This is a genomic window from Halalkalibacter oceani (genome assembly GCF_023715705.1).
Lineage (GTDB): Bacteria > Bacillota > Bacilli > Bacillales > Bacillaceae_D > Halalkalibacter > Halalkalibacter oceani_A.
Window position 1 is genome coordinate 34,201 of the sequence record NZ_JAMBOS010000020.1, and the last position, 13,813, is coordinate 48,013.

At 48.3% G+C, this 13,813-nt stretch carries 9 protein-coding genes; 8 read left to right on the forward strand and 1 reads right to left on the reverse strand.

What is annotated here, in order from left to right:
* The first annotated feature begins 25 nt into the window (after positions 1-25).
* The 7 genes from M3212_RS15835 (at position 26) to M3212_RS15865 (ending at position 10,292) form a co-directional block, all read left to right on the forward strand.
* Positions 26-1,912 (forward strand): sigma 54-interacting transcriptional regulator, encoded by a 1,887-nt coding sequence (locus tag M3212_RS15835; protein ID WP_251194949.1) that lies wholly within the window; start codon positions 26-28, stop codon positions 1,910-1,912.
* Between the two features lie 13 nt (positions 1,913-1,925).
* Positions 1,926-3,362 carry an FAD-binding oxidoreductase gene (locus M3212_RS15840; protein WP_251194950.1) on the forward strand — a complete coding sequence of 479 codons (1,437 nt, stop codon included), beginning with the start codon at positions 1,926-1,928 and terminating at the stop codon, positions 3,360-3,362.
* 22 nt (positions 3,363-3,384) lie between these two features.
* Complete coding sequence (locus M3212_RS15845; protein WP_251194951.1) at positions 3,385-4,773, forward strand: (Fe-S)-binding protein; 1,389 nt, start codon at positions 3,385-3,387, stop codon at positions 4,771-4,773.
* On the forward strand, positions 4,760-6,940 hold the full coding sequence (locus M3212_RS15850; protein WP_251194952.1) for a malate synthase G: 2,181 nt from the start codon (positions 4,760-4,762) through the stop codon (positions 6,938-6,940). Before M3212_RS15845 ends, M3212_RS15850 begins: the two co-directional genes overlap by 14 nt.
* 39 nt (positions 6,941-6,979) lie before the next feature.
* Positions 6,980-8,179, forward strand: a complete 1,200-nt coding sequence (locus tag M3212_RS15855; RefSeq protein ID WP_251194953.1) for an NAD(P)-dependent malic enzyme — start codon at positions 6,980-6,982, stop codon at positions 8,177-8,179.
* 15 nt (positions 8,180-8,194) lie between these two features.
* Positions 8,195-8,953: a fumarylacetoacetate hydrolase family protein gene (locus tag M3212_RS15860; protein WP_251194954.1), complete on the forward strand. Its 759-nt coding sequence runs from the start codon at positions 8,195-8,197 to the stop codon at positions 8,951-8,953.
* Positions 8,954-9,281: 328 nt separating this feature from the next.
* Positions 9,282-10,292 (forward strand): tripartite tricarboxylate transporter substrate binding protein, encoded by a 1,011-nt coding sequence (locus M3212_RS15865; RefSeq protein ID WP_251194955.1) that lies wholly within the window; start codon positions 9,282-9,284, stop codon positions 10,290-10,292.
* Positions 10,293-10,453: 161 nt separating this feature from the next.
* On the opposite strand, the gene M3212_RS15870 is transcribed toward M3212_RS15865, so the two are convergent.
* Positions 10,454-11,458, reverse strand: a complete 1,005-nt coding sequence (locus tag M3212_RS15870; protein ID WP_251194956.1) for a LacI family DNA-binding transcriptional regulator — start codon at positions 11,456-11,458, stop codon at positions 10,454-10,456.
* Between the two features lie 507 nt (positions 11,459-11,965).
* On the opposite strand from M3212_RS15870, the gene M3212_RS15875 reads away from it, so the two are divergent.
* Complete coding sequence (locus M3212_RS15875; protein ID WP_251194957.1) at positions 11,966-13,807, forward strand: NAD(P)-dependent oxidoreductase; 1,842 nt, start codon at positions 11,966-11,968, stop codon at positions 13,805-13,807.
* Positions 13,808-13,813: the final 6 nt, after the last annotated feature.

Sequence of the window (13,813 nt, forward strand, 5' to 3'; positions counted from 1 at the left end):
TATCAAGTCGTAAGGGGTGGACGACATGTCTGGAATCGTTATTTTAGCTCCAATAAACGAATTGGTGGAAGTCGCTCAGGAAGCATGTGAGAAAACGGGAGAACAAATCCCGATCAAAAAAGTTTCCCTGGCGGAGGCTGTTCGCGTCGCGAAGGAATATGAACAGGCCGGCGCTGAAATCATTATCAGCCGCGGGACGGTAGGCTCGACGATCAGCAGTTCCGGTATTACGATCCCGGTCGTGCAAATTCCGATTACAGGCTATGATTTACTGCGGACAATCATGAAAGCGTTTAAATTCGGCGCAAGGGTCGGCATCGCTGATACAGCTGAAGTGCTTCAGGGAGTGGAAAGCATCGAAGCCTCTCTTGGACGAAAAATTGAAAAGGTTCAGGTTCATTCATTAGAGGAAGTCGAAGCGGGCGTCGCGGAATTGCTTGAGCGTAAGATTGATGTATTGATCGGCAAAAATATTTACGTCAACCAGGTGAAAGAAACTGATGTTAAAACGGTCATGCTTTCATCCGGCGTTGAATCTGTCATTCAGGCAATCAACGAAGCGAAAAGCTTAATCGAAGTAAGGCGGGCGGAAATATCGCGCACAAAGCAGCTGCAGGCGATCCTTGATTTTATCGCGGAAGGGGTCATTGCTGTCGATGATAACGGAATGATTACCGTCTGCAATCCTCCTGTCAGCAAAATTCTAAATATTCCGTATGATCGCCTGATTGGAAGACCGATTGAAGAAGTGTTTACAAATTCCCGTATTAAGAAAGTGATCGCCACCGGAAAAGAAGAGCTGAACCGGATTCAAGAGGAAAACGGCGTTAAGATTATTACGAATCAGATTCCGATCAGGCATGAAAATAGCGTGTTTGGCGCGGTTTGTACCTTTCAGGAGCTTCAGGTGCTCCAGCGTCAGGAGCAGGAAATCCGGAAAAAGCTGCTTCATCGCGGTCATGTGACGAAATACCGCTTCGAAAATATCGTCGGCAAGAGCCCTGTTTTTTTAGAAGCGCTAGAAAAGGTGAAGCGCTATTCCCAGGTCGACTCAACTGTACTGTTAACCGGTGAAACGGGTGTGGGAAAGGAAGTGTTCGCCCATCTGCTCCACACCTACAGCAAGCGCTCGGATGGTCCATTCGTCGCTGTTAACTGCGCCGCGATTCCGGCCAATTTGCTGGAAAGTGAATTGTTCGGCTATGTTGACGGGGCTTTTACAGGTGCGAGAAAAGGCGGAAAAACAGGTTTGTTCGAGCTTGCCCATCGCGGCACAATTTTCCTTGATGAAATTGGCGAACTGGACGAATCATTACAGGCCCAGCTGCTGCGTGTGCTCCAGGAAGGAGAGGTCATGCGGCTTGGGGATGAACGTGTCATTCCCATTGATATCCGGGTGATTGCGGCAAGCAACCGCGACTTCGCCAAAATGATGGAAGAAGCCAAATTCCGCGCTGATTTATACTACCGTCTTAATATTCTCGATATTATCATTCCAGCGCTGCGAGAGCGGGCCGATGACATTCCATTATTATGCGAATATTTCATTGCCGAGCTTACGCCAAGCATCCAGCGGGAGATCAAAGGCTTCGATCAGGAAGCGTTAACACTGTTGCAGCGCTACAAATGGCCTGGCAACATCAGACAGCTGCGCAATGTCGTCGAGCGTTCGATGATTCTTTCGCCGGATGACATCATCAGCGCCGAGACGGTAAAAGTCGCCGGCGGCAAAGACTTTGCCGAATATACGACGGCGGAAAAAGGCGAGGTTCAGGAACAGGCGAAGCTGCAAAATTTTGAACGGGACTATATTCTCCAGGTGCTGAAGCAGGTGAATGGAAATAAAACGGAAGCGGCGAAAATACTTGGCATCGGCCGGACGACGTTATGGCGCAAAATCAATAATAAGTAAAGGAGAATGGCCTATGAAGGATACAATGGTATCTTCCTTGTTGGACGATAAGGTGATCACCCGCCTGAAGGAAATCTTTGGCGCTGATCGTGTGATGACAGGGAAAACAGATATGATCACCTACTCGTATGATGCTTCATTTGAAACGCAGCTTCATCCAAGGGAGCCGGAAGTGGCGGTGATCGCCCTCTCAACCGAGGAAGTAAGTGAATGTGTCAAACTGGCAAATGAGTATCAGATCCCGGTCTATCCACGCGGGGCTGCCACCGGGCAAACAGGAGGAGCCGTCTCGACGAAGGGCGGGATCATGATCGACCTGTCTAAGATGAACCGCATTATAGAAATTGACTATAAAAACATGCAGGCAATTATCGAGCCGGGTGTGGTGCAAAATGATTTGAATGAAGCGCTGAAGCCCTACGGACTGCGGTTCCCGCCTGATCCAGGAAGCGCCAATATGTGCACGATCGGCGGCATGGTCGCCAACAATTCAAGCGGGCTGCGCGCGGTGAAGTATGGAGTGACGAGACATTATGTGCTCGGGATGGAAGTCGTCCTGCCAACCGGTGAAGTGATCGTAACAGGTGGAGCGAGATCAAAGGCGCTGAAGTCGGTTTCCGGTTATGATCTCGCTCACTTATTGATTGGCTCTGAAGGAACACTTGGGATTATGACCCGTTTACGGCTTAAGCTTCTACCCCTTCCGGTGACACGGGGGATTGTCTTATGCTCGTTCGAGCAGCTTGAGCAGGCCGGCGAAGCGGTCAACGCCGTCTTCTCGTCAGGGCTTCAGCCATCAGCGATCGAAATTATGGATTTCAACTGCACGAAGGCAGTGAAAATGATGAAGCCCGAGCTTGATCTGCCGCTCGATTGCGAGGCCGTGCTTGTGTTCGAGGTCGATGGGGCGAAGGAGGAAGTCACCTCTCAAGTCAACCGGTTAAAAAAGGTAGTGGAGCCTTATACGAATTTCCTGCGATTCAGCGATGAGCCGGATGAATGCGAGCAGCTTTGGCAGGCGAGAAAGCTTGTTGGCGCCTCGGTCGGTTTGCTGAAGCCGGGCGGTTTCAGAGTATACGGCGGAGAGGATATTTGCGTACCGATCTCACGCTTGCCGGAAACGTTGCGGGCGATTCACAACATTGCCGAGAAATACGGAATTGTGTGCGGGATTTACGGTCATGTCGGCGATGGCAATATGCATACCGGACCGGTCATTAACCGCAATAATGAGCTGGAAATGACGAATGTGCAAAAAATGATTGATGATATCCACGAGCTGGCGATTGAGATGGAAGGAACGACGACGGCTGAGCATGGAGTCGGGCTAGTCCGGGCGAAATATATGGATCTGGAGCATGGCGCGGCGATGGATGTGATGCGGGCGATTAAGAAAACGCTCGATCCGAACAATATTTTAAATCCGGGAAAAATGGCATTGCCGAATTAAGAAATAGCGGGAGGTGAGAAAAATGAAAACGCTAACAGCAGAAGAGTCAATGCAAACGTGCGTGCGCTGTGGCGCGTGCCGCGGAGTTTGTCCGACGCTTGATATTACGGGGCGGGAAGCGGATGGGCCGAGGGGACGGGTGCTGATGGCGCGTAGCTTGATTGAAGGTGAGATCCCGGTCAATCAGGAGATTAAGCAGCAGTTGGACCGCTGCCTTCTTTGCTCAGCGTGCGTCGATGCCTGTCCGATTGATGTGCAGGTACCGGATATTGTCATGCTGGCGAAGGAGAAGGTCGCTGCGGCTGTCGAAAGCGGCGCCGCCGTCGCAACTGATCTGGAGAAGCCGTCCTATCCGGTGCGGACCTTTAAAGATTTCTTCTTTGATAAAGTTCTGCCAAACCAGAAGCGTCTTCATCAAGTTGGTCATTTGTTATGGTTCTACCAAAAAAGCGGGCTGCAAACGATCACCCGCGGGCTTGGCATTATGAAGCTCTTTCCCGAACAGCTGCGGATGATGGAGCGCATTACCCCGGTTATGGAAGCGCCCGGTAAACGAAAGCCGCATCCGGAATTTACCGCCCGGACGAACATTGACGCACCGGCGAAAGCCCGTGTCGCTTTTTTTCAGGGCTGTATTATGGACGTGATGTTCAGAAAAACAAATGAAAATTCGATCAAGCTGCTGGCGAAAACCGGCTTTGATGTCGTCACGCCGACATTGCAGAAATGCTGCGGAGCTCTTCATCATCACAGTGGCAAAGTCGACAAAACGATTGAGCTCGCCAAAATGAATATCGAAGCGTTTGAAAAGGCGGAAGTGGATTATATTATTTCAAATGCAGGAGGCTGCGGCGCTGCATTAAAGGAATATGTTGATTTCTTCAGGGATGATCCCGAATGGCTGCCGCGGGCGAAAGCTTTTTCGGCAAAAATTCGAGACATTAGTGAACTGATTCATGAGAAAGGAGAGCTGCCGGAGACCGTCGGAAGGGGGGAACGGGTCACCTATCAGCCGTCCTGTCATTTGCAGTACGTGATGAAGGTGAAGGATGCGCCGGCACAGCTTGTCAAGAAAGTGCCGGAAACCGAATATGTCGAGTTGGCTGATAAAAAGCTGTGCTGCGGCTCGGCTGGAATTTACAACCTGTTGCAGCCGAAGCTGGCGAACGACATTCTCGATAAAAAGATGAAGAACGTGCAGGAAACAAATTCCGCGGTACTGCTCACCGCTAATCCCGGCTGCTATTTGCAAATGAAGCTTGGAATCCATAAAGAGGGCATGGAGGAACAAATCGAAGCGAAGCATGTGGTTGATTATTTAGTAGAGTCGATTGAAAGAGCCGAAGGAGATCAGGAGGAAAGCAGCAAAATCATTGACATACAAGGAGGAGATATTCATGCAAAACTATGAGAAGGTTGGAAGTTTTCAAGTCGCGTCAGAGCTGTACCAGTTTATTAACACCGAAGCACTGCCGGACAGCGGTGTGGAACAGCAGCAATTCTGGGCCGATTTTGAAGCATTGGTCAAGGAGCTGGCGCCGGAAAACAAAGCGTTGCTTGCCGAGCGCGATGCCCTTCAGCAGAAAATTGACGACTGGTACCGTGAGCATGGCGAAGCCTTTGATTTTGCCCAGTATAAATCCTTTTTGACAGAGATCGGCTACTTGGAGCCTGAGCCGGAGGATTTCCAAATTACGACCGATCAGGTTGATGTCGAATTCTCTAATCAGGCGGGTCCACAGCTCGTTGTTCCGGTCAATAACGCCCGCTATGCAATCAATGCCGCCAATGCTCGCTGGGGCAGTTTGTATGATGCCCTTTACGGAACTGATGCGATTTCGGAAGAGGACGGGGCGGAGCGCGGAAAAGGCTACAATCCGGTCCGTGGCGAAAAGGTTATTTCCTTTGCGAAAGACTTTCTTGATAAGACGTTTCCTTTGGACAACGGATCCCATCACGAGGCGACAGACTACCGGCTGATCAATGGCCAATTAACTGTTGTCCTTGAGAAGGGTCAATCTGCGGTTCTGGCGGACGAAGAGAAGTTTGTCGGCTATCAGGGAGCGCCGGATGCGCCACGTTCAATTTTGCTGAAAAATAACGGCCTCCATATTGAGATTCAAATTGACCGCACACATCCTATCGGAAAAACAGACAAAGCCGGCGTGAAGGATATTGTCGTCGAAGCGGCGATTACAACGATCATGGATTGCGAGGATTCGGTGGCGGCAGTCGATGCGGAAGATAAAGTACTCGTGTACCGCAACTGGCTTGGGTTAATGAAAGGCGATCTTTCAGCGACCTTCGCCAAAGGAGGCAAGCAAATTACACGGACGCTTCAGCCTGATCGTCAGTATACGACGGCCACGGGAGACGAGATTACTCTGCGCGGACGCTCAATGATGCTTGTCCGCAATGTCGGTCACCTGATGACCATCAACGCCGTGCTCGATCAAAACGGCGAAGAAATTCCGGAGGGGATTCTTGACGCTGTCGTGACGAGTTTAATTGCGAAGCACACGCTGCTTGGCAATGGCACATACCAAAATTCATCGGAAGGCTCAATTTATATAGTAAAGCCGAAAATGCACGGCTCCAAAGAGGTGGCCTTTGCCAACACGTTATTTGCTCGCGTCGAGAAGATTCTCGGCCTGGAGCCGAATACGCTGAAAATCGGCGTCATGGATGAGGAACGGCGGACATCGTTAAATTTAAAAGCGTGCATTCGTGAGGTGAAGGACAGAGTCGTCTTTATAAATACCGGCTTCCTTGACCGCACAGGGGATGAAATTCACACTTCGATGGAAGCGGGTCCGATGATCCGGAAAAACGATATGAAATCGTCAACCTGGCTCGGGGCGTATGAAAAATCAAATGTACAAACCGGATTGAGTACCGGACTGCAAGGAAAGGCGCAGATCGGTAAAGGAATGTGGGCGATGCCTGACTTGATGAAGGCAATGCTTGAGCAAAAATCGGCTCAGCTTGTAGCCGGGGCGAATACGGCCTGGGTGCCATCACCGACAGCGGCGGCCCTGCATGCTCTCCATTATCATGAAATTGACGTCATTGCCGTGCAAAATGAGCTGAAGCAGAATTCCGAACGCTATCAGGATGCAATACTGGAGCTTCCTGTGGCACAAAACGTTCATTGGAGTGCGGAGGAGATTCAGCAGGAGCTTGATAATAACGCGCAAGGCATTCTTGGCTATGTCGTCCGCTGGGTTGAGCAGGGAGTCGGCTGCTCGAAGGTCCCTGACATTAATAATATCGGCTTGATGGAAGACCGGGCGACGCTGCGGATTTCCAGCCAGCATATGGCCAACTGGCTCCGTCATGGTATTTGTACAGAAGAGCAGGTGCTGGAAACGCTGAAACGAATGGCGAAGGTTGTTGATGAGCAAAACAGCCATGATCCGGAATATCGACCGATGGCAGCTAACTTTGAGGAATCCGTCGCTTTCCAGGCGGCGAAGGACTTGGTCTTTAAAGGAAGAGAACAGCCGAATGGCTATACAGAGCCTATTTTGCATCAGCGCCGGATTGAATTTAAAGCGAAAATAGCGCAAAGAGCGTAACGGCTGACGAAAAAAAGTACGTAATAAGGAGATGAGGACATGCGGACCATCAGAGAGAAGGCATTAGCCCTGCACAAGCAAGCGAACGGAAAATTAAGTGTTGAATTGAAAGTTGACTTAAACAGTATGGAAGACTTAAGTTTGGCCTATTCTCCTGGGGTCGCAGAGCCGTGTACAGAGATTCACCAACATCCGGAGAAAGTTTATGATTATACGATAAAGGGCAACCTCGTTGGCATCATCTCCGACGGCACGTCGGTGCTTGGACTTGGTAATATCGGCGGAGAGGCTTCAATGCCGGTAATGGAAGGAAAAGCGGCTTTATTTAAAGCATTTGCCAATATTGACGCGTTTCCGATTTGTTTAAACACGCAGAATCCGGCTGAAATTATTCAAACAGTTAAAGCGATGGAGCCGACATTTGGCGGCATTAACCTCGAGGATATTTCAGCTCCGAATTGTTTTATCATCGAAGAGCAGTTAAAGAAAGAGATGAACATTCCGGTGTTTCATGATGATCAGCACGGGACGGCGATCGTTACGGCAGCCGGCCTGCTCAATGCTTTAAAATATGTCGACAAGGAAATAGAAGATGTCACAGCAGTCGTCAATGGAGCGGGGGCAGCGGGGATTGCGATTACAAAATTGCTGCTGCACCTCGGGGTGAAAGACCTGATTCTTTGCGATTCAAAAGGCCCGATTCATCAAGGCAGAAGCGGTTTAAACGAAATGAAACAAGCAATTGCCGGACAGACAAATCAAAAGCAAATTTCGACCTCGCTGGCAGATGCGGTCAAGGGAGCGGATGTGTTTATAGGCGTCTCTGTTGCTGGAGCACTGACGGGAGAAATGATTTCGACGATGAAAGAGGACCCGATCATTTTTGCGATGGCAAATCCCCAGCCGGAAATTATGCCGGATGCTGCTAAGGCGGCCGGAGCGGCTGTGATCGGCACTGGACGATCAGATTTGCCGAATCAAGTGAACAATGTGCTTGCTTTCCCGGGTATTTTTAAAGGGGCATTGAGTGTGAGGGCTTCCGAGATTAATGAGGAAATGAAGATAGCGGCAGTATATGCAATCGCCAATTTGATTGAACGGGAACGTCTTACTGCCGACTATGTGATTCCAAACGTATTCGACGAGCGCGTCGTCCCGGCCGTGGCCGAGGCGGTAGCGCAAACTGCTATTGAGACAGGTGTGGCGAGAAGTGCTGCAAAAAGTGATGCTGTCATATAAGGGAGGAAGAATGCAATGAAATTCATCAGATACGAGCAAAATGGCAAGGTTCATGACGGGGTGCTTGAAGGAACAACGATTAAAAAAATTAGTGGTTCGATCTTCGGAGCCTGGGAGGAGACCGGGGAAACGGTAGCAAACTCCGATGTGCAAATAGTGGCACCGCTTGAACCGCGGAATATTATCGGCATCGGCGCGAACTTCGTCGGGAAAACAGACGATTTACCTGAGACATTGCCGGAGATTCCCGTCTTTTTCTTTAAGCCGACCTCGTCCGTGATCGGGCCGGGAGAGGATATCATTATTCCGCCGGCGTTGGAGGAAGTGAAGTTCGAATCGGAACTGGCGGTGATCATCGGCAAGGAGGCTAAAAATGTCGCCGAAGATAACGTGCTTGATTATGTCTTTGGCTATACAGTGGCCAATGACGTCACGGCACCGCAATACTTCCATGAAAATGGCCATTGGACAATCGGCAAAGCATTTGATACGTTCACGCCGCTTGGGCCTGTCATTGAGACGGAGCTTGATCCGTTTGAAGTCAATGTTACCGCGACGTTGAACGGAGTCGAGAAACAAAACAGTCCGACGAACTTGATGATTGTTCCGATCAGAAAAATGATTTCTTATCTTTCACAGGTGATGACGCTCCAGCAAGGGGATGTTATCCTGACAGGCAGTCCACTTGGAGCTGAATTTGTGCGGGATGGAGATCAGATTGAATGTGAAATAAAGGAAATCGGTGTCCTGAGAAATACATTTGTCTCAGAGTGAGGGCGAGACATCACTGGTCAGCATACGGGGTAGGATCAAAGGTTAAAAAACAACCTTTGATCCTACCCTCTTTTTCGTTTCTAAATGAAACGAAGCGTGAACAACATGGTGCAATAAGAAACAATTTTTATGTAAAGAAGAAGAAAAATACGTTGAATGTCAGGCTTTATTTACTGGTACGTTTTTTGCATGCAGCTATTAGGGGAGCATGCACTCAACAAGAGGAGGTGGCCTACATGGGGGTCAGGTAGATGCTGCTAGAAAATGATAGCGCTTTCTTTTCTGTTTTTGGAACTGAACCAAAGAAATGGGGGAGATCATTGTGCAAATGAAAAAAATAGCAATTCCGTTTCTATTACTAGTAATGATGGGACTAATGCAAGCCTGTGGAGGAGGCTCGACGGATGAAGCCGCCGCGGGTGAAGGGCAAGCTGGAGAAGGAGAAAGCTCTGCTGCCGGGTATCCGGAAAGACCGATCGAAATTATCGTTGGATTCGGGGCAGGTGGCGGCAGTGATAACTTTGCAAGAGCGATTGCCAAGGAACTCGAGGATATCCTCGATGCGACGATCAACATCGTAAACCTTGAGGGAGCGGCAGGAATCCACGCTGCCGATCATGTCGCCAGAGCACCGGCTGATGGCTATACGATCTGGTCGATGACTTCGAACTATCCGATCAACCTGGCTTCTGGAAATACTCCGCATGATTTAAGCACATATAAGGCAATTGGACGTGTTCAGCACGATACGATGGCTTTTCATGCATTGAGCGACGGCAGGTTTGCAGACATTGATGATCTGATTGCCCAGGCAAAGGAAAGCCCGGGGGAAATTATGATTGGCGGTACGGGCTCGGCCGGGTTCGATGAGCTTGTCGTCAGGCAGTTTGAAGAAGCCACAGGCACGAAACTGAATTACATTTCTTATGAGGGTGCCGGCGAAATGACGGCAGCGTTATTAGGCGGACATATTGATGTAATTGCCGAGGAGCCTGGACCAGCGATGGGCTATCTTCAGGAGGGAACGTTTAATATGCTGGTCGCTTTTGCTGATGCCCCGTTAGAAGGGTTTGAAGATACCCCGATTTCAACAGACATAGGAATTGACGTCACGGATGGACAAAACCGTGGATTTATGGTTCATGCCGATACCCCGCCGGAGCTTGTCGCGCTGTTGGAGGAAGCACTGCAGGAAGCGAAAGAGCGACCGGATTATAAAGCGTATGAAGAAGCGAACTATTTACATTTGCGTGATGGCTGGTTAAATTCCGAAGACTTTATGAAAGAGCTGGAGAACTTGACCGAGACATACGGTTCGATTTTGGAAGGACTGCAATAACTTGTAAGTCTTCCGCAAAGCTGATGATAGAAAGAGGTGGCGTCCCAGACCAACCTAAAGAAAGCAAGAAACCCGCTTTTCTGCTTAGATCGGGACGACTCTGCTTATCGTTTAGAGGCTTGGATAAAAGGTTGTTTTTTCCCTTTTATCCAAGCCTCTTTTTAACATCCGCACGATTTCCGCACCATTAAAGAGGTAGGTAATTCGATATGCTGGCAATAGTCGGTATTGTTGATTTTGCTGAGCAGCGCGTCAAATGCTGTAATGCCGATCGTTTCAGGGGCCAGTCTGACTGTCGTGACCGGAGGATCGATAATCGAAGCTCCCTCGAAGTCGCCGCAGCCAATGACGGCGACGTCTTCTGGGCAGGACAGGCCCATTTCATGAATAGCTTCAATCGCGCCAATCGTGGTCAGATCATTGACGCAAAACAAGGCGCTGAGTTGCCTGTGCTTCGCCAACAGCGCTTTTGTTGCTCTTTTTCCACCCTCAACTGTAGCGTTTGTAGCGATAAGATAATCCTCATTTATAGTAAGGCTGTGCTTTAATAAGGCGTCCTTGTACCCTTTGATCCGCTCTTCTGTTGACGTGATGTAATTCCTCCTTAGTCCGCAGATTAATCCGATTTCTTGGTGGCTGTGTTTAATAAGATGGGTAGTGGCATCAAAGCCGGCCTGGTAGTTGTTCGCTCCAACCCTTGGTATCTGATCGTACAACGTATCATAGCGATTGACAAAAACAATCGGAAACTGTTTGTCAATCAGCTTTTGCAAGTAGGTTAAATTGCTCGATGTCGGGGATAAAATCAACCCGTCAACCATTTTCGAGTGAAGGAGATGAATGGTTTCCCGTTCGTACTCTTCATTTTCGTTCGTATTCACAAAAAGCAGCTGATAACCTGCTTCCTGCGCACGCCTGCCAATTCCATTGACGATATTGGTCACATGTGAATCGGGAAAGCTGGATACAACTAAGCCAGCTGTTTTGGTTGAATGATTCCGTAAGCTTTGAGCCATTGAATTCGGAACATAGTTATATTTTTTGATAAGATCCGTGATGATTTTATGTTTTTCTGCCGATATTCTTTTGGTCCCGTTGATGACATGTGAAACAGTGGTGACCGAGACCCCGGCCTCCTGCGCAATCGTTTTCATCGTTATTTTCATTATGGAACTCCTAACTCCTCTATCTAAATATGATGGCGTAAATCAGTTCTCTTTGCATTAAGTGTAACGATCCCGTTTATCGAATTCAATGAATGTATCTTTAGAGAGGGAACAGATTATGGTTTAACGATTAACTATTTAGAGAGCAGAAATTAAAGTTTTTTCCATTATACTAAAAAACCGTCTGAAAATGTATGCTTTACTTTACTGATGAGAAAATATTTTGGACTACCATACCTCCTTATTATATAAGGTTTTCAGTCGAGGTAAATAAAAATAAGGCGAAAAAATTAATTTTCAGAAAGTGATTGACACAATTAAAAACATAAATTATAGTCTAATTAGGTTAAACGATTAACCATTTTAGTTTAATTTATTGTTAGTTTAGTAAGTATTTTACTGTTGTTAAACGATTAAATTTAGGAGGTGAATGGAAGTTCGTTTTTGCGTTGGGAATCTGCTCATTTAATATTGACTGAATTTTGAAAAAGAGAGAGAGGCTAAATGATGAAAAAAATAGGTTTGATTGGTGTTGGCGCAATTGGTAAGGGTGTATTGAAGAATTTACAGAAAAACAATTGTGAAGTGCTCGCCTATGATATTTCAGAAGCAGGGCAGGAAGCAATTCGCCAGGCGGGAGGTCTCGTTGCCCATCACCCGCGAGAGGTTGCTCAATTTGCCGACGTAATCTTTTTAAGCCTTCCTGGACCGCAGATCATTAAGGAGCTGTTTTACGGAGAGGACGGAATAGCGGATTCAATTCTCGGCGGAACTAGAATTCTCGATCTAAGTACGATCGATCCGGCGACGACGCGGGAGATGAATACTCTCTGTCAGCAGCGTGGCGCTTACTACTTTGACTGCCCGGTCAGCGGAGGCCCTGCTGGAGCGGAGGACGGAACGTTGACAATCATGGTCGGCGGGGATAAGGAACAGTTTGAAGAAGTGAGGATGTACGTTGAGTACATCGGCGGAAATATTGAGTACATCGGGGAATCCGGATTGGCGCAAGCACTGAAGCTTTGCCACAACATGGTCGGCGCGGCCAATATCGTCGCGTTGGGTGAGGCATTCGCGACAGGGGTGAAGCACGGACTGAATGTTCAAGTCATTGCCGATGTAATCAGAAAAAGCTTGGCAGGCAGCAGATCGTTGGAATATTTCGGACCGAATATTATTGACAACACCTATGAAAATGTTAAATTCATGCTGAATCATATGCACAAGGACCTCGGTCTCTACGTCAGAATGACACAGCAGATTGGAGTGCCTTCCTTTATCGGCGGAAGCGCGTATAACTTATACCATGCTGCGAGAAATAATGGAAAAGGCCCGCTTGATCATACCGCTGTCTGTCAGGTAATTGAACTGTTAGCCGGTGTAACATTAATTGAAAATAATCATCTGCCAAAAGCAGAATTGAAAGCGGTATCATTAGAGGGAGAAAAGAAAGTCGGTTTAATTGGCGTTGGCGCGATTGGCAAAGGCGTGTTGAAGAATTTACGGAAAAACAATTGTGAAGTGCTTGCCTACGATATTTCGGAAGCAGGGCAGGAAGCAATTCGCCAGGCGGGAGGTTTCGTTGCCCGTCATCCACGGGAGGTTGCTCAATTTGCCGACGTGATCTTTTTAAGCCTTCCTGGCCCGCAGATCATTAAGGATCTGTTTCAAGGCGAGGACGGGATAGCCGATTCGATTCGCGGCGGTACACGAATTCTTGATCTGAGTACGATTGATCCAGCGACAACGCGGGAAATGAATGACTTCTGTCAGCAGCGTGGCGCTTATTACTTTGATTGCCCAGTCAGCGGAGGACCTGCCGGAGCGGAAGATGGCACATTGACGATCATGGTCGGCGGGGATAAGGAACGGTTTGAAGAAGTGCTTGCCTATGTCGAATATATTGGAGAAAACATTGAATACATCGGGGAAACCGGATTGGCGCAAGCGTTGAAGCTCTGCCATAACATGGTCGGGGCAGCGAGCATTGTCGCATTGGGCGAGTCGTTTGCAACAGGGGTGAAGCACGGTCTTGATGTAAAAGTAATGGCCGATGTATTTGCAAAAAGCATGAGCAACAGCAAGATTTTGCAATATTTCGGACCAAATATTATTCATAACACTTATGAAAACGTCAAGTTCATGCTGAATCATATGCATAAGGATCTCGGTCTCTATATGGAGATGACGCAGAGGGCTGAAGTGCCGTCATTTGTCGGGATGAGTACCTACAATCTATTCCATACAGCGAAAATTCATAATAAAGGGGCGCTGGATCAGACGGCCGTTTGTCAGGTCATAGAAGATTTAGCAGATGTGAAGCTCGTTGGAAATGTCGCCTCGGTTTAGTAAAAA